Source organism: Alcaligenes pakistanensis, from assembly GCF_014652815.1.
GTDB classification, from domain to species: Bacteria; Pseudomonadota; Gammaproteobacteria; order Burkholderiales; family Burkholderiaceae_B; genus Alcaligenes; species Alcaligenes pakistanensis.
The window spans coordinates 535,505-559,190 of record NZ_BMZN01000002.1; the positions used below are offsets into that span (position 1 = coordinate 535,505).

Below are 23,686 nucleotides of genomic sequence, written 5' to 3' on the forward strand. Positions count from 1 at the left end.
GGTAAATAGCATCATGACTACCTATAGTACTTTTTCTAAAACGGATAACGACCAGCTCAAAGAACCGATGTTCTTTGGGCAGCCGGTTAACGTGGCTCGCTACGACCAGCAAAAATATCCGATTTTTGAAAAGCTGATTGAAAAGCAGCTGTCCTTCTTCTGGCGTCCAGAAGAAGTAGATATCACCCAGGACCGGATCGACTACCAGAACCTGCCTGACCACGAAAAGCATATTTTCATCAGCAATCTGAAGTACCAGACCTTGCTGGACTCCATTCAGGGCCGCAGCCCCAACGTGGCTTTCCTGCCTCTGGTCTCGATTCCAGAGCTGGAAACCTGGATTGAAACCTGGGCTTTTTCCGAGACGATTCACTCGCGCTCGTACACGCACATCATTCGCAATATTGCCAATGATCCATCCGTCATTTTTGACGATATCGTGCGCAACGAAAACATTCAGCTGCGTGCTGCTGACATTTCCTCGTACTACGATGAGCTGATCACCGACACCATGCTGTATGCCCAGTTGGGCGCGGGCGAGCACCAGATCAACGGTGAAACCCGTACTGTGAGCGTCTACGAGCTCAAGAAAAAGCTGTATCTGTGCATGATGAGCGTCAATATTCTTGAGGCCATCCGCTTTTACGTCAGCTTTGCCTGCTCCTTCGCTTTTGCCGAGCGCAAGCTGATGGAAGGTAATGCCAAGATTATTCGTCTGATCGCGCGTGATGAAGCGCTGCACCTGACAGGAACGCAGCACATCATCAATATCATGCGTTCCGGTAACGATGATCCTGAGTTCGCCCAGATCGCTCGCGAGCTGGAGTCTGTTTGCTTTGATATGTTCAAAGACGCTGCTGAACAGGAAAAGCAATGGGCAGACTACCTGTTCCGCGACGGTTCCATGATTGGTCTGAATAAAGACATCCTGGGCCAGTACGTGGAATACATCACCAATATCCGTATGGGTGCTGTGGGCCTCAAACCTGCGTTTGAGTCTGTCAAACACAATCCCATTCCTTGGATCAACACCTGGTTGTCTTCGGACACCGTACAAGTGGCGCCTCAAGAGGTGGAACTGAGCTCTTACCTGGTCGGCCAGATCGATTCGGCCGTGTCGGCTGGCGACTTCGACGGTATTGAGCTATGAGTCTAGTCCGGACAACTGATACCCAATTTCAGTTGCTGGACAGTGAGACCTTGTTGGAAGGGTTGGAGCGCACCGGCCACCAGGTCGAGTACCAATGCAGGAGCGGCTATTGCGGCTCCTGCCGCATCCCTCTTGTCTATGGGCAAGTCACTTATAAAGAGCAGCCTCTGGCCTATGTGGCTCCGGGCGAGGTTCTACCGTGCTGCTGCACGGTGACAGAACCTATCGCTGTTGATTGTCAGCGCATTTCCAATGCCCAAGAGGAAAGCGCGGATCAGCTCAGCTTTTCAGGGCTGAGCTCTTGATCCTCTAGCCTGCCATTAACTGGCCAGGCGTTTTTCTTCCAGCTTTTCCCAGCGCTCAAACAGCTGCTCCAGATCTTTATTAAGCTGATCCAGTTGGCTGTTGATCTCGTCAGCTCGGCTGGAGCCGTCTTTATATAGATCTGGTGCGCTTAGCTGATCGGCCAGTGTGGCCTGCTGGCTTTCTATGGCTGCAATTTTCTCGGGCAGAGCTTCCAGTTCCTTCTCTTCCCATGGCGCCAGGCGGACTGTCTTCACGACTTTGCTGTTGCGGTCGGCGGCAGGTTTGGCGGCAGCGCCAGAGGTGCTCGCGGCCGATTTCCCCGCTTTGGCTTGTGGGCGCTGTGACAGCCACTCGTCGTAGCCGCCTACATATTCACCCCAGAAGCCGTCGCCTTCCGCCGCAATCACCTGAGTGACTACGTTATCCAGGAAGGTTCGGTCGTGGCTGACCAGCAGCACGGTGCCGGTGTAGTCCTGAATCAGGTCTTCCAGTAGTTCCAGCGTTTCAATATCTAGGTCGTTGGTGGGCTCGTCCAGCACTAATACGTTAGTGGGCTGGGCAAACATGCGCGCCAATGCCAAACGGGCGCGCTCACCCCCGGACAATGTACGTACGGGGGAGTGCGCGCGGGCTGCCGGGAACAGGAAGTCCTCCAGGTAGCTCATGATGTGCTTGCGCTGAGTACCAATTTCTACCCACTCGCTACCGGGACTAATGGTGTCGGCCAGCGTAGCGTTTTCGTCCAGACGACTGCGCATCTGATCGAAATAGCCAATATTGAGCTTGGTGCCGTGGCGCACGGTACCGGACTTGGGCTCCTGCAGGCCCAGCATGATACGCAGCAAAGTGGTTTTGCCTGCGCCGTTATGGCCGATTAGACCGATACGGTCACCACGCATGAGCACGGTGGAGAAATCCTTGATCAGTACACGGTCATCGAAGCCGTGGCTGACATCTTGCAGTTCGGCGACCAGCTTGCCGGAGCGTTGACCTTCGGAAATGGCGAATTTGACGTCGCCCGAGCGGTCACGTCGCTCGGCACGGTCGCGGCGCAATTGTTCCAGGCGTCGTACCCGGCCTTCGTCACGAGTACGACGTGCCTGCACACCCTTGCGAATCCATACTTCTTCCTGAGCCAGGAACTTGTCGAATTTGGCATTGTGTTGTTTTTCTGCTTCCAGAAACTCGGCTTTACGTTCCTGCCACTGGGTGAAGTTGCCGGGGAAACTGAAGAGTTTCCCACGATCCAGTTCGATAATGCGGGTGGTGACCACGTCCAGAAAACGGCGGTCATGGGTAATGATCATGGCGCTGCCGCGAAAATCCAGCAGCAGTTGTTCCAGCCAAAGAATGCCGTCAAAGTCCAGGTGGTTGGTAGGCTCGTCCAGCAGGAGCAGGTCGGGTTCCTCTACCAGAGCATTGGCCAGCGCAACGCGTTTGCGCTGACCGCCTGACAGGCTGCCGGTCAGGGCGTCGGGGTCCAGCCCCAGCTTGTCCATCAAGGCGTTGACGCGGGCGGGGCGTTGCCAGTCCTCGGTTTCAGTGAAATCACCACACAGCAAATCGTAAATGCTGACTTCGGGGTCCAGCTCGGGTTCTTGTTCGACGGTGGCAATTTTCAGCCCGCCCAGTCGTTTAACCTGACCATCGTCGGGAGTCTGACGTTGATCCAGAATTTTCAATAGCGACGATTTGCCAGCACCATTGCGCCCGATCAGACCGATACGTTCGTTTCTTTGGATGACCAGATCGGCGTGGTCGAGCAAAGCATGGTGGCCGAATGCCAACTGCACATCGGTCAGGGAAATCAGATTGTTGGACATAAGACTCCAGATAAAACAGCGCGTCCTGCGAATTTCTCTATTGTCGCAGGTTACAATGCATCTGTGAGGCAGGCTGGGCAGTCGCGGTACGTCAGTATCGAGGAAGGTCCGGACTCCATAGAGCAGGGTAGCGGCTAACAGCCGTCCGGCAAGGCTGGCATCACGCCAGATAAGCCGAGGACTAGGGCCACAGAGACGAGACCACAGCAAGGGCTTGCGCAAGCAGGCACAAATACGGCTACTTCCGTGTTTTCTTGCACTTCGGTGCAAAGTGCTGTGGGGTGAAACGCGGTAACCTCTACCCGGAGCAATACCAAATAGGCATACGCAGGCTTTTTAGCCGATAGGCGGCTCGTCTTAGTATGCGGGTAGGTAGCTAGAACCGGCCAGCAATGGTCGGTCCAGAGGAATGATTGCCGGCCAGCGGGTTCCCGCTGGCATACAGAATCCGGCCTATAGGCCTGTCTCACACTTCTAGTGGCATTCGCCACAAATTGCACCTATTTCGTACATTTGAAAGCAATTGTTAAGGATGTTGAATCCTTGGCAAGAGTCGCTTGTGCGCATTTTTATAACAATTCACTTTTAATGCGCCCCGCAATTTCTTGATTTCACAAGGTATTTTTTTTTGGCCACTTCTAGCATAGTGCGCTAAGTGCTTGTTGTGATTGAAAAAATTGCAACCGCTGCCTTGACCGCAAAGGCTTTCCCCCGTAGAGTGGGGAAAAGTAGGAAATAGTGTAAAAAAGTGGGGGAAAAAGTGTTCCAAGGCAGCAGCGCACTCACATTAGATGCCAAGGGTCGGATGTCCATTCCGACTCGGCACCGTGACGCGCTTTCGCAGCAGGAACAAGGCCGCTTGACCCTCACTCGCCATCCCGACGGCTGTTTGCTGGTGTATCCGCGCAGTGTGTGGGAAGAAAAGCGCGAACAAATTGCCCGCTTTCCCATGAGTGCCCGTTTCTTGCAACGCCTGCTGCTGGGCAGTGCTCAGGATGTTGATCTGGACTCCGCTGGTCGGATATTGATCGCGCCCGAACTGCGAACCGCAGTTGGCCTGGAGCGCGATGCCATGCTGTTGGGTATGGCCACCCATTTTGAGCTGTGGAATGCACAGGAACTGGAACGCCGACAGGCCCAGGATCTGGCAGAAAACTCCACAGACGTATTCGACACTTTTTCTTTCTGAGTAAGTCATGACGCTGGTACATCGATCCGTGCTGCTGGAGCCTACGGTGGCGGCCCTCGTGGATCCGTCCTTTGAGGCCCGGCGTTGGGCTCAAAATCCTGAAATCAAGGGTTTGGCCGACGGCGTTTACGTCGATTGCACCTTTGGTCGCGGGGGGCACAGCCGCCTTTTGTTGTCACACCTAAGCCCCCAGGGGCGCCTGATTGTGATCGACAAGGACCCCCAGGCCATCGCGGTGGCTCAAGAACTGGCTGCACAAGATAGTCGTGTCACGGTTGTGCATAGTGGTTTTGGTGACCTGGCCCAGGCTCTGGACGAGCTGGATGTCGGGCCATTGCAAGGCGTCATGATGGATTTGGGTATTTCCTCGCCGCAAATCGATGACGCAGAACGAGGTTTCTCATTTATGCGCGAAGGTCCCCTGGACATGCGCATGGATACCAGCGGTGGCTTAACCGCTGAACAGTGGCTGGCCGAAGTCAGCGTAGAAGTTTTAAAGGAGGTCATTGCAGAATATGGCGAAGAACGGTTTGCTTTCCAGATTGCAAAGGCGATTGTTGATCGCCGCCAATCCCGCCCGCTACATACAACGCGTGATCTCGCCGAGCTCGTCGCCGGTGTCGTCCGCACGCGCGAAAAGGGTCAACATCCGGCAACCAGGACCTTCCAGGCTATACGGATTTACCTCAATCGTGAGCTCGAAGAGCTCGCGTACGCGCTTCCGTCAATTCTGAGTCGATTGGCGACTCAGGGCAGGCTTGCGGTGATTGCATTTCATTCGCTGGAGGACCGCATGGTCAAACAGTTTATGAATGCAGCTGCGCGTCCCGCGCAGGAACAGTCACGTCTACCTATTCTCGAAAAAGATATGCCCCAGCCTCTGGTGCAGTCTTTGGGCAGAATTTTGCCCACCGATGAGGAGTCCAGCGATAACCCCCGAGCCCGCTCGGCGGTCTTGCGGGTGGTGCAACGCACCGAAACCCCTATCCCTCAGGACTGGATGCGCAGCGCCAGCGAGCGTCTGCTGCAACAGGCCGCCTATAGCCGACAGCCTGCTGGCAAGCGAGGTCGCCGATGATGCGCCTTGTCATCACCCTCTCTTTGGTGTTGATGCTTTCGGCCATCTCTTTGGTGACGGCGCGCTATCAAGCGCGCGAGCTGTTTGTGCAAACCGATCGTCTGGTCACCAAAGCGGGTGAACTGGATACGGATTGGCGTCGTTTGCAACTGGAGCGTGCCGAGCTGGCTCGCAACGCCCGTGTTGATGATATTGGTCGTAATGAATTGAAGCTGGTTCTGGGCTCCCCGGACCGTACGCTTTATGTACAGGGTGGTGAGCTCAGCTCGAACCTGGCGCAGCCCGGGGGGCGGCCATGAAACGATTCGGCTACCACGACAATCCTGTTTTGAGCGTCCAGATTCCATTCTGGCGTTCGCGTTTGGTTCTGGTCCTCTTGTTCCTGGGCTTTGGCGCTTTGATCGTCAAGGCTTTGTACTTGCAGGGCTTGTCGACCGAGTTTTTGCAGCAACAAGGCGAACGCCGTTACGAGCGCACCCAGGTGCTGCCGCCCATGCGTGGCAAGGTGTTTGATCGTAGTGGCTCCGTGGTGCTGGCTTCCAGTGTGCCGGTCAAGGCGATTTGGGCCATTCCCGACGACGCTCGCAACGCCAAGCCCGAGCAGATCGGCCAGTTGGCCAAGCTGCTGGGCATGAGCCAGCCCGATATCGATCGCCGCCTGTCCGTCGAGGACCGCAACTTCGTCTATATCAAACGACAAGTGGACGTCGATGTGGCGGCCCAGATTGCCGAACTGAAAATCCCCGGTATTCACCAACAGGAAGAAATGCGCCGTTTTTATCCCGAAGGGGATGTGATGGCGCACATCGTGGGTTTCACGAATATTGAAGACCAGGGTATTGAAGGGATTGAGCTGGCTTTCAATTCGGCCCTGTCGGGTACGCCCGGTTCGCGTCGCGTGATTCGTGATCGTTTGGGCCGTGTGGTGGAAGACGTACGCGCTATTGTCCCGCCTACCCACGGCCAGGATTTACACCTGTCCATTGATGCCGGCTTGCAGTTTGACGCCTACACCGCCCTGAAAAAAGGAATGGAAGACGTCAAGGCCAATGCCGCCGCTGCTGTGGTTATGGATGTAAAGACCGGGGAAATTCTGGCTCTGGTCAATTTGCCTACCTATAACCCTAACGACCGCGACGATCGCAAGGGCCCTTCGCTGCGTAACCGTGCCCTGACCGACACCTTTGAACCCGGCTCCATCATGAAGCCGTTCACAGTCGGTCTGGCGCTGGATATCAACCGCATCACTACCGCTACTCAGTTCAATACAGGTAATGGTCAGTATCGCTATCAGGGTAGTGTGATCAGCGACGTTAGCCGCAACAACGGCATGCTGGACGCGGCTGGCATTTTGCGTCGTTCCAGCAATATTGGCATGACCATGATTTCCGAGCGCCTGACCTCGCAGGAAATGTGGAACAAATTTACCGAGCTGGGATTTGGACGTTCTCCGCAGGCAGACTTCCCTGGCATTGCCAGTGGGCGGCTGCGTCCTTGGGAGCGCTGGCGTCCCATCGAGCGCGCCACCATGTCTTATGGTTACGGTCTGTCGGTTTCCCTGCTGCAAATTGCCCACGCCTATACGGCGTTTGCGCGTAATGGCGATATGGTCTCCATGACCTTGCTCAAGCGTGAAGGCAAGCCCGCCAGCGTCCAGGTATATACCCCCAAAGTAGCGGCTGAACTGCGTGCCATGCTGGAAGCCGCGGCAGGTCCGGCCGGTGCCCGTTTGGCCCAAGTTCAAGGGTATCGCGTGGCTGGCAAGAGCGGTACGGCCCGCAAGATTGTGGATGGCCGTTACAGCAAATCCCTGTATCGCGGCTCGTTCGTTGGCTTCGCGCCCGTCTCTGATCCACGCATTGTGGTGGCCGTCACGATTGACGAACCACATAGTTCCAATTATTACGGCGGGCGTATTGCCGCGCCGATTTTTTCAGAAATTGTGGCCCGGAGCTTGCGACGCCTAGGCGTCCAGCCTGATGCGCCCATAGATTCGCTGGTGGCCGTTGGCCCCGGTGCGGAGAGTGTACGATGAACGCCGCAGCAATATTGGAGTGGCTGGCGCAGCATATAGCGCCCACGGCTAATCTGTGTTTGGATTCCCGCCAGATCAAGGCGGGCGATGCATTTTTTGCCTGCCGTGGTCATCAGGGTGATGGCCGTGAGTATGAAGTTCAGGCTGTGCAGCAAGGTGCTGTTGCGATTGTGCGCGAGCAGGGCGATCAAGCCCTTGATCCCGGCGTACCCGTCTTGCAGGTACCGAATCTGAGCGCCTTGTTGGGTGAAGTTGCTCACGAATGGTGGGGTCGTCCTTCCGAGGCCATGACTGTGGTGGCCGTAACAGGCACCAATGGCAAGACTTCGACAGTGCAGTGGGTTTCTTCGGCCTTGAATCACTCCCAAGTGCCTTGCGGCACAATCGGAACCTTGGGCGTGACATTGCCCGATGGCTCCAACCTGGGTGGTGTTCTGACAACGCCTGACGTGCTGACAGTACATCGCAGCCTGGCTGCGATCCGTGCTCAGGGTGGCAACGCAGTGGCGCTGGAAGCCTCTTCGATTGGTCTGGAACAAGGTCGTCTGGACGGAGTTCGCATTGATATTGCTGGCTTCACTAACCTGACGCATGACCATCTGGACTACCACCACAGCATGGAAGAATACAAACAGGCCAAGTTGCGCCTGTTCAGCTGGCCGGGTTTGCGTAGTGTCGTACTGAATGCCGATGATGCAACTGGCCTCGAATTGATGCAGGCCGGTCTGGCTGCTCGCGTGATTTCCTATTCCATGAGCCGGCCAGACGTGGATCTGCTGGCGCAGGACGTACACACCGGTGCCGATGGTCAGGTGTTCAATCTAGTCACCGCTCATGGTACGGCGCAGATTCTGACTCACCTGCTGGGTGAGCATAACGTCGCCAATCTCTTGCTGGTGGCCGGTGTGCTGCAAGAAGTAGGTTGGCCCGTCTCCAAGATTGCCCGCATCATGGACAAGCTGGAATCTGTCCCTGGCCGTTTGCAAATTGTGACGCCCAGCAGCACCTCCGGTCGTCAGCAGCCCTTGCCTTTGGTGGTGGTGGACTACGCACATACTGCCGATGCGCTGGAGCGAGCCTTGCAAGCTTTGCGTGACGTTGCCACGGTGCGTGGCGGCAAGCTGATTTGTGTATTTGGTTGCGGCGGTAATCGCGATACGACCAAGCGCCCCATCATGGGTGAAGTGGCGGCACGTCTGGCCGACAGCGTGTTGGTGACGACAGACAACCCCCGTTTTGAAGACCCTGCCGACATTATTCGCCAGATTGTGGCTGGCATGCCTGCCGCGCCTGCCGTGCAAATGGATCGCGCTCGCGCCATTCTGTCTTCTGTCTGGGCCGCAAGCCCTGACGATATTGTCCTGCTGGCCGGTAAAGGTCACGAAACCTATCAGGAAGTGCAGGGCGAACGCTCCGTTTTTGATGATTCCGACTGGGCTAAAGCCGCCTTGCTGTGGCTGCGTGGCGTGCGCTTGAGCACGGACTCCCGTAGCCTGACTAAAAGTGATTTGTTCCTGGCCTTGAGCGGCGAGCAGTTTGACGGTCACCGCTATCTGGCAAAAGCGAAAGAGCAGGGTGCGCTTGCCGCGATTGTTGCGCAGCGTGACAAGGAAGTGGATCTGCCGCAAATCGTGCTGGGTGATACCCGCCGCGCCTTGATGACTCTGGCTACAGAATGGCGCTCGCGCTTTGATATTCCTGTTATCGGTGTGACTGGCAGCAACGGCAAGACCACCACTAAAGAAATGATTGCCGCTATCTTGCGCGCCTGGTTGGGCGACGCGGAAAGCCTGGCAACCCGCGGTAATCTGAATAACGATCTGGGCGTCCCTTTGTCCGTTCTGCGCTTGAGCTCCGAGCATAAAGCGGCCGTGCTGGAAATGGGTATGAATCATCCCGGTGAAATTGCCGTACTGGCGTCCATAGCGCGCCCCACGATTGCTCTGATCAATAATGCCCAGCGCGAACATCAGGAATTCATGCACAGCGTGGAAGCGGTGGCGCGTGAAAACGGTGCGGTAATTGAGGTGTTGCCGCAAGATGGCGCACTGGTTATTCCTGAAGATGATGCGTTTAGCGCCATGTGGGCCGAACAGGCGGGTGCGCGTTCCGTGCTGCGGTTTGGCCTGAGCGGTCAGGAGGATGTGTTTGCTGCCGATATGTTTGTCGAGCCTGCACAGACCCGCTTCGTGCTGCACGTGGCGGGCCAGTCTGCCTCCCTGACGTTGAGCAGCCCCGGTATTCACAATCTGCGCAATGCCTTGGCTGCCGCTGCGTGTGCCCATGCCGCTGGCGCACCATTGACAGCCATCGTGCAGGGCCTGGAGAGCTTTCGCCCCGTGACGGGTCGTATGCAGCCCAAGCAATTGTCCTCGGGCTACCAGCTGATTGACGATACCTATAACGCCAACCCCGATTCGGTGCGTGCTGCCATTGATGTGCTGGCGCAGCTGAAAGGCCGCAAGGTCCTGGTGCTGGGCAATATGGCCGAGATTGGTAATAACAGTTCCGAATTGCACGCTGAGGTCGGTGCATACGCCAAAGAGCGTGGCATGGATGAATTGCTGACTTTGGGTGGCGATGCCAGCCATGCTGCCCAGGCCTTTGGTGCGCGTGCGCATCAGTTCGAGACTCTGGAGGACATGGTTGCCTATCTGCTGGCTCTGGAACCCTCCCATGTGCTGATCAAAGGTTCGCGCAGCGCTCGTATGGAGCGCGTTGTCGCCGCCTTGGAAAGTCACTTCTCTCACGACGAAGGGGCCACTCATGCTTCTTGAACTGGCGCGCTGGCTATCGGACGATCATGTTCGCGCCTTTGGGGTGTTTGAGTACATTACGTTGCGTGCCATTTTGGCCAGCGCTACGGCGCTGGCGATTGGCTTGCTGGCAGGTCCCTGGGTGATTCGCAAACTGACCGAACTGAAGATCGGCCAGGCTGTGCGTGCTTATGGCCCAGAATCACATTTGCAGAAGAACGGCACGCCCACCATGGGTGGTGTGTTGATCCTGATCTCTATTGGTATCAGTACCTTGTTGTGGGCTGACTGGACCAATCGTTTTGTCTGGGTTGTCCTGTTGGTGACTTTCGGTTTTGGTTGGATTGGCTGGGCAGACGACTACAAGAAGGTCGTCAACCGCGATCCAGAAGGCATGTCTTCGCGTCAGAAATTTTTCTGGCAAGCCTTGATCGGTATGGTTGCTGCGGTTTACCTGAGCTTTGCCGTTTCGGTACCGGCCAATACAGAGTTGTGGCCTTTGTTCAAAGAATGGGTCTTGAGCGGCTTCACGATGCCGCTGCCTACACAGGCTGACCTGATCGTGCCTTTCTTCAAGTCCGTCAGCTACCCCTTGGGTGTGTTGGGCTTTGTGGTCCTGACCTGGGCGGTCATTGTGGGTTCCAGTAATGCCGTCAACCTGACTGATGGTCTGGACGGGCTGGCCATTATGCCTACCGTTCTGGTGGGTGCCGCACTGGGCATTTTTGCCTATGTGGTTGGTCGAGTGGACTACTCCAAATACCTCTTGTTTCCCTATATTCCCGGCGCGGGCGAGCTGATGGTGATCTGTGCCGCCATCGCCGGTGCCGGTCTGGCTTTTCTTTGGTTCAACGCGTACCCCGCCCAAGTGTTCATGGGTGACGTAGGTGCCTTGGCCTTGGGTGGTGCGCTGGGCACGATCGCCGTGATCGTTCGCCAGGAAATCGTGCTGTTCATTATGGGCGGCGTGTTTGTAGTGGAAACCTTGTCGGTCATGTTGCAGGTGACCTGGTTCAAGTACACCAAGAGACGTTACGGCCAGGGAAGACGAATATTTCGCATGGCCCCGCTGCATCATCACTTTGAAGTCAGCGGCTGGAAAGAAACACAGGTGGTGGTTCGTTTCTGGATCATCACCATGATGCTGGTCATGGTCGGCTTATCTACATTGAAACTGCGATGAATGCCTTGAGTTTTCCTTCGATCCGTCAAGACGGTCTCATGCTTATCCTTGGGTTAGGCGAGACAGGCTTTGCTGCGGCTCGTTGGTCTTTGGCTCAGGGGGCCAGCATTCGTTTGGCGGATACGCGTGAACAGGTACAGGGTCTGGACAAGATTCAGGCGCTAAGCAGTTCGCGCTTGGATGTGCGTCTGGGTCAGAGTGCTTTGCAGGCCGATAGCCTGACTGATGTCCATACCTTGGTGATTAGTCCCGGCCTGTCGCCTTTGGATCCGGATCTGGGTGCTTTTCTTGCCCAGGCCCGTGAACAAGGCATCGAAGTCATTGGCGAGATCGAGCTGTTTGCTCGGGCCTTGAAAGATCTGTCTGAGCAAGGCCATGAAAGCCGCGTCGTAGCGATTACGGGTACCAATGGCAAGACTACGGTCACCGCCATGACTCGCCACTTGCTGGAACAATCCGGTGTGTCGGCGCTGGCCGTGGGCAATATCAGCCCAGCCGCATTGACCGCCTTGTGCGACGCATTGGAAAACAATGCCTTGCCCCAAGTCTGGGTGCTGGAGCTGTCCAGCTTTCAGTTAGATAGCACGTTCACCTTGCAGGCCGATGCCGGTGTTGTACTGAATATCTCGCAGGATCACCTGGACTGGCACGGCGGCATGGATGCCTATGTCCAGTCCAAGCAACGTATGTACGGCATGTGCGATGTGGCACTGGTCAATCGTGACGATCCCGCCGTGATGGCCATGGTCCCCGATGCCAGCCAGGAGTCGGTGCGCAGCTTTGGCTTGGATAAACCCGCTTTGCTGGGCGATATGGGCTTGCTGACGGACGGTGGCATGCAGTGGCTGGTGGCTAATGAGCCTACCGACTTTGAACTGCCTGCTACAGGACTGAAAAAACGTAATGTGCCCGCTGCTCCTGCCCTGCGTGGCAAGGGGGGCTTGAAACGCCTGATGCCCGTTGAGGCCTTGCAAATCAAGGGTCGTCACAACGCCTTGAATGCACAGGCAGCTCTATTGCTGGCCCGCTGCCTGGGTTTGGGCTGGGCCGAATTGTTGAATGGCCTGCGTACCTACCACGGCGAACCGCATCGCGTGGAATTGGTTCGAGTGCTGGACGGTGTGCAGTATCTGGACGATAGCAAGGGCACCAATGTCGGTGCGACAGTGGCTGCCTTACGTGGTTTTGATCAGCGCGTCTGGTTGATTGCCGGTGGGCTGGGCAAAGGCCAGGATTTTGAGCCTCTGGCAGTCGCCGCCACCCAGAATGTGGCCGAAGTGTTGTTGATTGGACAGGATGCTGAGCAGATTGCAGCTGTCTTGCAGGCTCATGATGTGCGCCATCGTTTCTGCGATGGCTTGGAAGCTGCCGTGCAGGCTGCCGCCGAACAGGCGCGTTCGGGCGATGTGGTCTTGCTGTCTCCAGCCTGCGCCAGTATGGATATGTTCAAAAGCTATCACCATCGCGGCATGTGCTTTGTGGCGGCGGTGACCGAAATGGCCCTGGATAGAGGAGAGCTGGCATGAGTCTGTTTGCTGAGCTGACCTCGGGTGTCAATGCCGTACGTCCTGGACGCACGGCATTGCCTGCATTTGATCGCCCCTTGTTGGCTGCCACGCTGATGCTGACCCTGTTTGGTTTGCTGATGGTGTATTCGGCCTCAATCGCTTTGGCAGACGGACCGCGCTATGAAAGCTACGGTCGTTATTACTTTGTGATTCGCCACGCCTTGTTCATCGTGGTGGGGGTCGTACTGGCCATGTTTACCGCCACCGTGCCCTTGCGCGTCTGGCAGAAACTGGCTGTGCCCTTGTTTGCGTTGGCTATTTTGCTTTTGCTTGTGGTCCTGGTTCCCGGCATTGGCCGGGAAGTGAACGGGGCGCGACGCTGGTTGCCCTTGGGCCTCATCAACTTTCAGCCTTCGGAGCTGATGAAGCTGGCTATGGTGTTGTATGCCGCAGATTACACCGTGCGTAAACAGCAGCATTTGCACACTTTTATACGCGGCTTTCTGCCCATGTCGGTGGCATTGGGTCTGGTCGGTGTGCTGCTCTTGATGGAGCCGGATCTGGGCGCCTTCATGGTGATTGTCGCGATTGCTGTCGGCATTCTGTTTATTGGTGGGATCAACGGCAAGTTGTTCTCTGCCTTGCTGGCTATTTTGGTCAGCAGCTTCCTGTTGCTGATCTGGCTCTCGCCTTGGCGTCGAGAGCGTTTATTTGTGTATCTGGATCCATGGAATCCTGACAACGCCTATGGCAGTGCGTATCAGCTGTCGCATTCACTGATTGCCTTGGGGCGTGGTGAATGGTTTGGCGTAGGCCTGGGTTCCAGTGTGGAAAAACTGCATTACCTGCCTGAAGCCCACACCGACTTTATTGTGGCGGTGATCGGTGAAGAACTGGGCTTTGTCGGTGTCTCCGCCCTGATCCTGACTTTTGGTTTCGTGGTGTGGCGCAGCTTCAATATTGGCCGTCAGGCCAGCGCGATGGATCGCTTGTTCAGCGGCATCGTGGCTCAAGGGGTGGCGCTGTGGTTTGGCGTGCAGGCCTTTATCAATATTGGTGTGGTGCTGGGTCTTTTGCCTACCAAGGGTCTGACCTTGCCTTTGGTCAGTTACGGCGGTTCGGGCATTGTGATGAATCTGGTGGCGTTCGCCTTATTACTGCGGGTTGATTTTGAGAACCGGCAAATGATGCGAGGTAAGCGCACATGAGCACCCCAACTATCCTGATCATGGCTGGCGGCACAGGCGGGCACATCATGCCTGGACTGGCCGTGGCAGAAGCCATGCAGCAACGTGGCTGGAACGTGTTGTGGCTCGGTCATCCCGAGCGTATGGAAGGTAGCTTGGTTCCTCAGCACGGGATTAAAATGCTGCCTCTGCGCTTTTCCGGATTACGGGGCAAAGGCGTGAAGGCCTTGCTCTCTTTACCCTTCACTTTGGTCAGTGCCTGCTGGCAGGCACATCGTTGCCTGCAAGAAGCCAAGCCGGATGTGGTGTTGGGTATGGGCGGCTATGTCGCCTTTCCAGGTGGGCTGATGTCCTTTGTGTCGCGCCGTCCCTTGGTGGTGCATGAGCAAAATGCGGTGGCCGGAACGGCTAACCGTTATCTGGCCAAGATGGCGACCAGCGTGCTGACCGGTTTTCCCGGCGCCTTGCCCGGCGCCGTGACTGTCGGTAATCCCGTGCGCGATGCCTTCGTCGGTCAAGGTCCCGCTGCGGAACGCTATGCCAAACGCACTGGACCTCTGCGTATTCTGGTCGTGGGTGGCAGCCTGGGTGCTGCGGCCCTGAATAAAGTGGTGCCGGAGGCCATGGCATTGATCCCGGCTGAGCAGCGTCCGCATGTGACGCATCAGTCTGGTCAGAAGCATTTGGAAAGCCTGCAGCAAAGCTACGCAGACAATCAGGTACAGGCGGACTGCAAAGCCTTTATTGGCGATATGGCCCAGGCCATGAAAGAGGCCGATGTGCTGATTTGCCGCGCCGGTGCCATGACGGTTGCTGAAGTTGCCGCGATTGGCGTGGCGGCTTTGTTTGTGCCTCTGCCGCATGCCATTGACGATCACCAGACCGCCAACGCCCGTTACCTGAGCGAATGCTCGGGGGCGTGGCTTAAAAAACAATCGGAGTTGACGGCGCAGTGGCTTGCACAGTGGTTGCAAGAACTGAACCGTGAAGAATTAAGTCGTGTGGCCAGCCACGCGCAAGAACATGCACAGTTGAATGCCACGCAGCAGATTGCCGAAGCATGTCAGCAGGCGGCAAGGAGGGTGGGATGAAACACCGCATTCAACATATTCATTTTGTAGGGATAGGCGGCTCGGGCATGAGCGGCATTGCCGAAGTCATGCTGAACCTGGGCTTTGCCATCAGTGGCTCCGATATTCAGGAAACGGCGGTGACCCGTCGTCTGGAACAGTTGGGCGCTCGTATCGTGATCGGCCATCAAGCCGAAAACGTGGCTGGAATGGGCGCTATCGTGACCTCGACCGCGATTGCAGGCGATAACCCGGAAGTGCTGGCCGCTCGCGCTGCCCGTATTCCGGTGGTGCCGCGCGCGCTGATGCTGGCCGAATTAATGCGTTTAAAGCGCGGTATTGCCGTGGCGGGTACGCATGGCAAGACCACGACCACCAGCCTGGTGGCCAGCCTGTTAGGTGCTGCCGATCTGGACCCCACCTTTGTGATCGGTGGTCGTCTGAATTCGGCGGGTGCCAATGCCCGTTTGGGCCAGGGCGATTACATCGTGGTGGAAGCCGACGAGTCCGACGCCTCCTTCCTGAACTTGTTGCCGGTGATGGCCATCATCACCAATATCGACGTAGACCATATGGACACCTATGGTCATGACGTAGCCCGACTGAAAAGCGCCTTCATCGACTTCACGCACCGTCTGCCGTTTTACGGCAGCGCCATCGTGTGCAACGACGATGCGAATGTGCGCGAAATCATTCCTTTTGTATCGCGTCCTGTCACGACTTACGGCATTGATACGGATGCCCAGGTACGGGCTGTGAACATCGAAAGCCGTGGCACCACCATGTGTTTTGATGTGCAGCGCAAATCGGTCACGGGCGACCTTCCCTTGCTGTCCGTGTGCCTGAATCTGCCCGGAAAACACAATGTACTCAATGCCTTGGCAGCGATTGCCGTGGCTACTGAATTAGGTATCAGCGACGAGGTCATTGCCCGTGGTTTGAGCGAGTTCACCGGTGTGGGTCGCCGCTTCTCCTTGGTGGGTGACTTCCCGGTATCCCAGGAACATGGCGGCGGCACATTTACCGTTGTTGACGATTACGGTCACCATCCTGTCGAAATGGCTGCTACCTTGGCGGCCGCACGTGGTGCTTGGCCGGAGCGTCGCATTGTGCTGGCATTCCAGCCGCATCGCTACACACGCACTCGTGATTGCTTTGAAGATTTCGTACAAGTCCTTAGCCAGGCCGATGCGGTCCTCCTTGGAGAGGTTTATCCCGCTGGCGAGGCTCCCCTTGTGGCCGCCGATGGCCGTGCCTTGAGCCGCGCCGTGCGTGTGCTTGGCAAGGTCGAACCCATTTTTGTGGCCGAAATCAGCGATATGGCACAAGCCGTCCTGGACTTTGTCCGTGACGGCGATGTGGTCTTGGTAATGGGGGCAGGGTCCATCAGCCGGATTCCTGCTCAATTGGGAGAAATGGCATGACAGCGGATTTTGGTCGGGTCGGCGTGTTGTACGGCGGCAAGTCCGCCGAACGGGAAGTGTCCTTGATGTCTGGCGCAGGCGTGCATGAAGCCCTGTGCAGCATGGGCGTGGATGCGCATTTGTTCGATATGGGCGAGAAAGGGCTGACCGAACTGGCTCAGGCCGGTTTTGACCGCGTGTTTATTGCTTTGCATGGCCGCTATGGCGAAGACGGCACCTTGCAAGGTGCCCTGGAATGGATGGGCATTCCCTACACCGGTAGTGGTGTGATGGCCTCTGGCCTGGCCATGGACAAAATCATGACCAAGCACCTGTGGCAACACTTGGGTCTGCCGACCCCGGGCTTTGCGCAACTGGATCATGTCAGTCAGGTGGCGGCCGCTGTGGAGCGCCTGGGTGTGCCGCTGATCATGAAGCCGCCCCATGAAGGCTCGACTGTAGGTGTGGTGCGCGTTGACCACGCTGACCAGGCCGTGGCTGCTTTTGAAACTGCCATGCATTACGACACGGTCGTGCTGGCTGAGCAATTCATTCGTGGTCGTGAGCTGACTGTACCGGTTGTTGGTGTGGGTGCCCAAGCGCGCGCCTTGCCCGTCATCGATATCGTCGCGCCCCAGGGCAATTACGACTTCGAGCACAAGTACTACTCGAACGAGACCCAATATTTCTGTCCTGCCGAGCTGTCGCCCGAGTTGACCGCTCATATCCAGGACTTGTCTGTACGTGCTTTTAACGCCTTGGGTTGTGAAGGCTGGGGCCGTGCCGATTTCATGCTGGATGAACAAAATCGCCCCTGGCTGCTGGAGATGAACACCTCTCCGGGTATGACCAGCCACTCTTTGGTGCCGATGGCGGCCAAAGCGGAGGGCACAAGCTATGCACAGTTGTGCGTGAATATTTTGGCAACGGCCCGCTGCAAAGTGCAGGCCATTGCTCGTAGCCTATAGAACGTGGAGCCTGGTTCATGTTTTCCGATGCCCGTCTGACCAACCTGATCGCCAATACGCTGGCTTTGCTAGCGGTATCGGCATTGGTGATCGGTGTTGTGGTTTGGGCGGTGCGTCGTCCCTATTTCAATATCGAGCGTATCCAGATCGAGTCCTCGCAGGGTGAGCCCCTGGCCTATGTCACGCCGGAAGGGGTGAAGGCCACGATTGCAGGCCGTTTGGAAGGTAACTTTTTTACGGTGGATCTGGACAAGTCGCGCAGCTTGATTGAAACGGCTCCTTGGGTACGGCGCGCACAAATCCGGCGCGTCTGGCCCAACAGCCTGTCAGTACGGATTGAAGAGCAGCAACCGCTGGCCTATTGGAACGAAGACGAAATGATTAACACCTGGGGTGAGTCATTTTCGGGCAATAAGGCGGTGGTTCCTGATGAAGTGGATTTACCGCAGTTAAGTGGCCCTCCCAATTCGGAGCGTCTGGTGGTGCAACGGTATGCCGAATTGGCACGCTGGTTTGGCCCCCTGGAGGTGCAGGTCAGTGAAGTGACCTTGAGCCCGCGCTACGCCTGGGATGTGGTTTTGTCGAACGGGATGCAGTTAAGCCTGGGCCGTGACCCGGCGGCGGATATTGCAGACCCGCACGGTCGTAAAGGGGCCTTGCCCTTTGCGGTCCGTATTGAACGATTTGTGCAGGCATGGCCTGCCTTGATGCAGCGGCTTGGCGACCGCGCTTTGCAAAGTGCCGATTTACGTTACCCGAATGGCTTTGCGATAACGCTGGCTCCGGTTTCATCTACCCCTGTGAAGTAAAGAACATATGACTCGTGACATCAAAGACCTGATCGTTGCATTGGACATCGGCACCAGCAAAGTGGTTGCGGTGGTGGCCGAAGTGCTGCCGGAAGGCCGGTTTGAAGTGCTTGGTCTGGGCCAGCACGAATCCCAGGGCATGCGCAAAGGGGTAGTCGTCAATATCGAGACGACGGTCAATTCCATCCAGCGCGCTTTGGAAGAAGCGGAGTTGATGGCGGATTGCAAAATCCGTGAGGTCTACACCGGGATTGCAGGTAGCCACATCACCAGCTTTAACTCCAGCGGCATGGTGGCGGTGAAAGACAAGGAAGTAACGGCCACTGACGTTGCGCGGGTGATTGAAACGGCCAAGGCCGTGAATATCCCGACGGACCAGCAAGTGCTGCACGTGCTGACGCAAGAATTCATTGTGGATTCGCAAGAAGACATCCGCGAGCCCATTGGCATGAGCGGTTTGCGCCTGGAAGTGCGGGTACACATTGTGACCGGTGCCGTCAGCGCTGCGCAGAACATCGTCAAGTGCGTGCGTCGCTGTGGTCTGGAAGTGCAGGATCTGATTTTGCAGCCTCTGGCGTCCAGCCTGTCCTGCCTGACTGCAGACGAAAAAGAATTGGGCGTGGTGCTGGTGGATATCGGTGGCGGCACGACCGACATCGCCATTTACACCGGCGGTGCTATTCGTCACACCGACGTGATCCCTATCGCGGGTGACCAGATCACCAGTGATATCGCGGCCATGTTGCGCACGCCTACGCCGGATGCAGAGGAGATCAAGCTGCGCTTTGGCGTGGCCAAGCAGTCGCTGGCGCATCCAGAAGAAATGATTGAAGTGCCCGGTCTGGGTGATCGCCCCAACCGCCAGGTCAAGCGCCAGGCCTTGGGTGCGGTGATCGAACCGCGCGTGGAAGAGTTGTTCACCTTTGTGCAGCAAAGTCTGCGCGAATCGGGCTACGAGGACCTGCTGTCCTCCGGCATCGTGCTGACCGGTGGTACGGCCATGTTGCCGGGCATCGTCGAGCTGGCCGAGGACGTATTCCTGAAACCCGTGCGTATTGCCGTGCCCAGCTACGAAGGCAGCTTGGCCGATGTTATGCGCAACCCACGTTTTTCGACCGTGATGGGCCTGTTGACCGAAGCACGTTTGCAAAGCGCTCGTGGCCGCAAAGTGGCCCAGCAAAAAGGCAGCGTCAAAGGTTTAATGGCGCGCATGAAGGAATGGTTCATGAATTAAGGGCGTTGCAAGACGCTCAGGTCGGGCCGTCCGCAAGGGCAGTCCAGGAGGCAGTTCAAACCGGTTGCGAGCCCCTAGGTTGGCAGATGTTTTGAGCTGATTCCAAATTTCAGTTGTATCGGGGAAGTACGTAGAAACTTGACTAATTAAGTGTTTGAGTGGGAGTCAATCATGATGAACTTTGAAATGTTAGATACCAGCGGTAGCGGCACGGTCATTAAGGTCGTGGGTGTGGGCGGCGCAGGCGGCAATGCTGTGACGCATATGATTCACTCGGGTGTTCAGGGCGTTGATTTCATTTGCGCCAATACCGACTCGCAGGCCCTGGCCAGCAGCGATGCGCCAATTCAGATCCGTCTGGGTCGCAGTGGCCTGGGTGCCGGTGCCAAGCCTGACCAAGGTCGTGCAGCGGCTGAAACCGCTCGCGAAGAAATCCGCGCTGCCTTGAATGGCGCGAACATGGTGTTTATCACCGCCGGTATGGGTGGTGGCACGGGTACAGGCGCCAGCCCTGTTGTGGCTGAAGTGGCCAAGGAACTGGGCATTTTGACCGTCGGTGTGGTCACCAAGCCGTTCACCTTTGAAGGCAACCGCCGTTTGCGCATGGCCGAAGAAGGAATCGAGGAACTGAGCAAGCACGTTCACTCCCTGATCGTCGTACTGAACGAAAACCTGTACGACCTGATGGACGAAGACGCAACCCAGTCCGACTGCTTCAAGGCGGCTGACGATGTCTTGCACAATGCCTGCGCTGGTATTGCCGAGATCATCAATGTTGAAGGTAACGTGAACGTCGACTTTGAAGACGTGAAAACCATCATGGGCGAGCAAGGCCAAGCCATGATGGGTACGGCGGTGGCTTCTGGCTCGAACCGTGCTCGTGAAGCGGCTGAGCGTGCCATTGCTTGCCCATTGCTGGAAGGTGTGGACCTGCACGGTGCCCGTGGCATGCTGGTGAACATTACTTCGTCTGCGTCCTTGAAGATGCGCGAAACCCGCGAAATCATGGACACCATCCGTGGTTACGCTGCTGAAGACGCAACCGTTATCTTCGGTACGGCTTACGACGAAGCCATGGGCGACAGCCTGCGTGTTACCGTTGTGGCTACCGGCCTGGGTCGCAAGCAAGCGCGCCCACAGTTGGTACAAAACAACGAAGAAGTGTTACGTACAGGTACGGATAATATGCCTGTCATCGGTGTGGATTACGCCAACGCCGACGTACCTGCCGTGATCCGTAATCCACGTAGCCAGGCTTCGGCCCAGGTGCGTGCCCTGGAGACCGCCGGTATGGATCACTTCGACATTCCAGCGTTTTTGCGCAAGCAGGCTGATTAAAAAATCAAGTTCGGCGATTACCCGAGTCGCCAATTTGATTTCTCCCACGACTCCCCCTGAACGTTCGCGTTTAGGGGGTGTAAGTGCTTTGTTGTGTCGTGGTGTTTGACGTTTGACAGTCGCGTAGGCTTATAAAAAGCGTATAGTGGATAACCCGCATTACGGTTACAATAGTCTTTGCGAACAATACTTTACAAATACAAGAACAGCCATGCTTCGTCAGCGCACCATTAAAAATGTCATCAGTACCAAAGGGGTCGGCCTGCATTCCGGTCGTCGTGTCGAGCTGACACTGCGTCCCGCTGCGCCTGACACGGGTATTGTGTTTCACCGCATTGATCTGCCGGAAATCGTGGATTTACCCGCGCAAGCAGACAAGGTCGGTGGCACGCGTATGGCTTCTGTGCTGATCAAGGACAATGTTCGCGTTTCAACTGTAGAGCATTTGATGTCGGCCATTGCTGGCTTGGGCATTGATAATCTGCATGTGGACCTGACGGCCGAAGAAGTGCCCATCATGGATGGCAGCGCTGGAACTTTCGTGTATTTGTTGCGTTCGGCGGGCTTGCAAGAGCAAGAAGCCCCCAAGAAGTTTATTCGTGTCCTGAAACCCATCGAAGTCTCCGAAGGAGAAGGGCAGGACATTAAGTGGGCCCGTCTGGAGCCCTATGAAGGCTTTGCCCTTCAGTTTTCTATCGATTTTCACCACCCGGCTATTGATGCAACAGCCAATTTTGCCGAGGTGGATTTTGCGCAGGATTCGTATGTAAAGACCATTTCACGTGCGCGCACCTTTGGGTTCGCCAGTGAAGTGGAAGCTTTGCGTGCGGCTGGTCTGGCCCGTGGCGGCAGCTTGGATAATGCCATCGTCATGGACGAGTACCGAGTTCTGAATAGCGACGGCCTGCGCTACGAGGACGAGTTCGTTAAGCACAAGATTCTGGATGCGATTGGCGACTTGTACCTGATTGGCAAGCCCCTGATTGCGCGCTATGTGGCGTGTAAATCCGGGCATGGTTTGAACAACCAGCTGGCGCGCGCCTTGCTCGCCGCTCAGGATAGTTGGGAACTGGTGACTTTCGAGTCTGCCGCCAGTGCTCCCCATGCCTTTTCCAGCGAGTGGAAATTCGCTTGATACGTGCTTAGGGGTCCGATCTTGGTGTTTTGTTTAGCCGCGATGATGACGCAACAAGCGTTCGATGGCTTCCGCCAAGGGACCTTGTGGCAATGAATCATGCAGTTTTTCAAATGATTCCAAGGCCCGCTCGTCCAGGACTTGTACCTGGCGTGCGGGCTTTTCTGTCACAGCTGCAAACAAATGGGCTTGCACGTGGACCAGCGCCTCGCTAATGTTCCAGCCAGCGGCATTCATCTGCCGCATCACGGTAGGCAAAAGCTGACGCAGCTTGGCTGCATGCGCCGCGCTGGGAACTGCCAGCGTTAATTGCTGTCTGTCTATACGTGCAACTTTACAGGCCTTGCCCAAAGCGGGTGGCAGGGCTTTGCTTACATGGGTCTGAGCCGCCATCAGCTGCCGGGCCATTTCCAGTACCTGGGAACCTTGCTGGTCGCTGGCCAGCCAACCCAAAGCGTGGCTTTGCCCGCTACTGCGTTTTTTCGCGGCTGAGGTAAAAGGGGGCTTCCAGGTCATGTTTGAGGTTACGAAAGAGTGGATCAACATAAAGACTATACGTCCTTAGATGCTAAAGCCAAAGGGGTGCGCCGTACGCTGATCGCCTTGGTGGCTTTGGTATCGCTGGGCGTTTCCGCCGCTGCGGGCGCTCTGGTGCAGTCGCACTGGGGCGATCGTGGCAGCGTGCTGCTGGATGCGGGGATGGCCCAAAGCCAGGCAGCAGCAATGCAGAGTAACGTGACTCGTCTGGCTGAAAAAGTGGGCGGTTTGCAGGCCAAGCTGATTGAAATGGATGGTGTCAGCAAGCGTGTCGCCAAGGCGGCGGGAATTGCCTACACCGATCCTGAACTGGCGGATTCCATGCCCGTGCAGGATCTGGAGGTCATGGACAGTATGGATGGTGCCGATCTGGTCTGGAACGCTGATCGTTTGGGTGAGCAACTGGACAGCCTGGCCAAACAGATGTCCGAGCAGCAGGACTGGTTCCAGATGCTGGATTCCGTGCTGACCGAGCGTACTGGCAACGAAGCACGCCTGCCCAATTACCGTCCGGTGGATTATGACGAGGTTGCTTCCTCCTTTGGTTGGCGTCGTCACCCGATTTCGGGTCGTCATGCTTTGCACGAAGGCTTGGATTTTCCCGCTCCCAAAGGCTCGCCTATTTATGCGGCGTCCGGCGGTGTGGTGTCTGAGGCCCGTTATATGACAGGTTACGGCAAGCTGGTGGAGATCAACCACGGCAATGGCATGAGCACCCGCTATGCCCACGCGTCTTCAATCATTGTTAAATTAGGCGACGTAGTAGAGAAAGGGCAGTTGATCGCCCGGGTGGGCTCTACCGGACAGTCCACAGGCTCGCACCTGCATTTTGAGGTGCGCATGGCCGGACATGCCCTGGATCCCAAGCTTTTTCTGCCAGCGCGTGAGTACGTAGAACAGCAGATCGCGCAATTGGATTCGGACAAGTAGTTCCGTCCCGCAGCATGTGCGTTAAACTGATTGTTTGCTTGCGCATT

The 23,686-nt window shown here is 56.5% G+C and carries 20 protein-coding genes and 1 other RNA gene; 19 read left to right on the forward strand and 2 right to left on the reverse strand.

Annotated elements, in window-relative coordinates:
• Positions 1-13 precede the first annotated feature (13 nt).
• The gene (gene nrdB / locus IE156_RS07435) at positions 14-1,150 is read left to right on the forward strand and encodes a class Ia ribonucleoside-diphosphate reductase subunit beta (RefSeq protein ID WP_189391893.1); all 1,137 of its coding nucleotides are present in this window, start codon (positions 14-16) and stop codon (positions 1,148-1,150) included.
• Positions 1,147-1,455: a class I ribonucleotide reductase maintenance protein YfaE gene (gene yfaE / locus IE156_RS07440; protein WP_189391894.1), complete on the forward strand. Its 309-nt coding sequence runs from the start codon at positions 1,147-1,149 to the stop codon at positions 1,453-1,455. Before nrdB ends, yfaE begins: the two co-directional genes overlap by 4 nt.
• 15 nt (positions 1,456-1,470) lie before the next feature.
• On the opposite strand, the gene IE156_RS07445 is transcribed toward yfaE, so the two are convergent.
• The gene (locus tag IE156_RS07445) at positions 1,471-3,279 is read right to left on the reverse strand and encodes an ATP-binding cassette domain-containing protein (protein ID WP_189391895.1); all 1,809 of its coding nucleotides are present in this window, start codon (positions 3,277-3,279) and stop codon (positions 1,471-1,473) included.
• Positions 3,280-3,344: 65 nt separating this feature from the next.
• Here IE156_RS07445 and rnpB point away from each other — a divergent pair.
• The 16 genes from rnpB (at position 3,345) to lpxC (ending at position 22,172) form a co-directional block, all read left to right on the forward strand.
• An RNA gene (gene rnpB, locus IE156_RS07450) (RNase P RNA component class A) lies at positions 3,345-3,751 on the forward strand.
• A 288-nt stretch (positions 3,752-4,039) separates the two neighbouring features.
• A complete protein-coding gene (mraZ, locus tag IE156_RS07455; RefSeq protein ID WP_189392240.1) occupies positions 4,040-4,468 on the forward strand; it encodes a division/cell wall cluster transcriptional repressor MraZ in 429 nt (142 codons plus the stop codon).
• Between the two features lie 7 nt (positions 4,469-4,475).
• Positions 4,476-5,546 carry a 16S rRNA (cytosine(1402)-N(4))-methyltransferase RsmH gene (gene rsmH, locus IE156_RS07460; RefSeq protein ID WP_189391896.1) on the forward strand — a complete coding sequence of 357 codons (1,071 nt, stop codon included), beginning with the start codon at positions 4,476-4,478 and terminating at the stop codon, positions 5,544-5,546.
• Positions 5,543-5,845 carry a cell division protein FtsL gene (ftsL, locus tag IE156_RS07465; protein ID WP_189391897.1) on the forward strand — a complete coding sequence of 101 codons (303 nt, stop codon included), beginning with the start codon at positions 5,543-5,545 and terminating at the stop codon, positions 5,843-5,845. Before rsmH ends, ftsL begins: the two co-directional genes overlap by 4 nt.
• A complete protein-coding gene (locus IE156_RS07470; protein ID WP_189391898.1) occupies positions 5,842-7,581 on the forward strand; it encodes a peptidoglycan D,D-transpeptidase FtsI family protein in 1,740 nt (579 codons plus the stop codon). The genes ftsL and IE156_RS07470 overlap by 4 nt, the downstream gene beginning before the upstream one ends.
• Positions 7,578-10,358 carry a bifunctional UDP-N-acetylmuramoyl-L-alanyl-D-glutamate--2,6-diaminopimelate ligase MurE/UDP-N-acetylmuramoyl-tripeptide--D-alanyl-D-alanine ligase MurF gene (murF, locus tag IE156_RS07475; RefSeq protein WP_189391899.1) on the forward strand — a complete coding sequence of 927 codons (2,781 nt, stop codon included), beginning with the start codon at positions 7,578-7,580 and terminating at the stop codon, positions 10,356-10,358. Before IE156_RS07470 ends, murF begins: the two co-directional genes overlap by 4 nt.
• A complete protein-coding gene (gene mraY / locus IE156_RS07480) occupies positions 10,348-11,520 on the forward strand; it encodes a phospho-N-acetylmuramoyl-pentapeptide-transferase (RefSeq protein WP_189391900.1) in 1,173 nt (390 codons plus the stop codon). Before murF ends, mraY begins: the two co-directional genes overlap by 11 nt.
• Entirely contained in the window at positions 11,517-13,046 is a 1,530-nt protein-coding gene (gene murD, locus IE156_RS07485) for a UDP-N-acetylmuramoyl-L-alanine--D-glutamate ligase (RefSeq protein ID WP_189391901.1), read from the forward strand. The genes mraY and murD overlap by 4 nt, the downstream gene beginning before the upstream one ends.
• Positions 13,043-14,236 (forward strand): putative lipid II flippase FtsW, encoded by a 1,194-nt coding sequence (ftsW, locus tag IE156_RS07490; RefSeq protein WP_189391902.1) that lies wholly within the window; start codon positions 13,043-13,045, stop codon positions 14,234-14,236. Before murD ends, ftsW begins: the two co-directional genes overlap by 4 nt.
• Positions 14,233-15,306, forward strand: a complete 1,074-nt coding sequence (murG, locus tag IE156_RS07495; RefSeq protein WP_189391903.1) for an undecaprenyldiphospho-muramoylpentapeptide beta-N-acetylglucosaminyltransferase — start codon at positions 14,233-14,235, stop codon at positions 15,304-15,306. Before ftsW ends, murG begins: the two co-directional genes overlap by 4 nt.
• Positions 15,303-16,709, forward strand: a complete 1,407-nt coding sequence (gene murC, locus IE156_RS07500; RefSeq protein ID WP_189391904.1) for a UDP-N-acetylmuramate--L-alanine ligase — start codon at positions 15,303-15,305, stop codon at positions 16,707-16,709. The genes murG and murC overlap by 4 nt, the downstream gene beginning before the upstream one ends.
• Complete coding sequence (locus IE156_RS07505; protein ID WP_189391905.1) at positions 16,706-17,656, forward strand: D-alanine--D-alanine ligase; 951 nt, start codon at positions 16,706-16,708, stop codon at positions 17,654-17,656. Before murC ends, IE156_RS07505 begins: the two co-directional genes overlap by 4 nt.
• Before the next feature lie 17 nt (positions 17,657-17,673).
• Positions 17,674-18,465, forward strand: coding sequence for a cell division protein FtsQ/DivIB (locus IE156_RS07510; protein ID WP_189391906.1), 792 nt, complete (start codon positions 17,674-17,676; stop codon positions 18,463-18,465).
• A 7-nt stretch (positions 18,466-18,472) separates the two neighbouring features.
• A complete protein-coding gene (gene ftsA, locus IE156_RS07515; RefSeq protein WP_189391907.1) occupies positions 18,473-19,699 on the forward strand; it encodes a cell division protein FtsA in 1,227 nt (408 codons plus the stop codon).
• 171 nt (positions 19,700-19,870) lie between these two features.
• A complete protein-coding gene (gene ftsZ, locus IE156_RS07520; protein ID WP_189391908.1) occupies positions 19,871-21,037 on the forward strand; it encodes a cell division protein FtsZ in 1,167 nt (388 codons plus the stop codon).
• A gap of 211 nt (positions 21,038-21,248) precedes the next feature.
• Positions 21,249-22,172 carry a UDP-3-O-acyl-N-acetylglucosamine deacetylase gene (gene lpxC / locus IE156_RS07525; RefSeq protein ID WP_189391909.1) on the forward strand — a complete coding sequence of 308 codons (924 nt, stop codon included), beginning with the start codon at positions 21,249-21,251 and terminating at the stop codon, positions 22,170-22,172.
• A 33-nt stretch (positions 22,173-22,205) separates the two neighbouring features.
• On the opposite strand, the gene IE156_RS07530 is transcribed toward lpxC, so the two are convergent.
• Positions 22,206-22,688, reverse strand: coding sequence for a DciA family protein (locus tag IE156_RS07530; RefSeq protein WP_229841097.1), 483 nt, complete (start codon positions 22,686-22,688; stop codon positions 22,206-22,208).
• An 18-nt stretch (positions 22,689-22,706) separates the two neighbouring features.
• Between IE156_RS07530 and IE156_RS07535 the strand changes: the two genes are divergently transcribed.
• Positions 22,707-23,639: a M23 family metallopeptidase gene (locus IE156_RS07535; protein WP_189391911.1), complete on the forward strand. Its 933-nt coding sequence runs from the start codon at positions 22,707-22,709 to the stop codon at positions 23,637-23,639.
• Positions 23,640-23,686 lie beyond the last annotated feature (47 nt).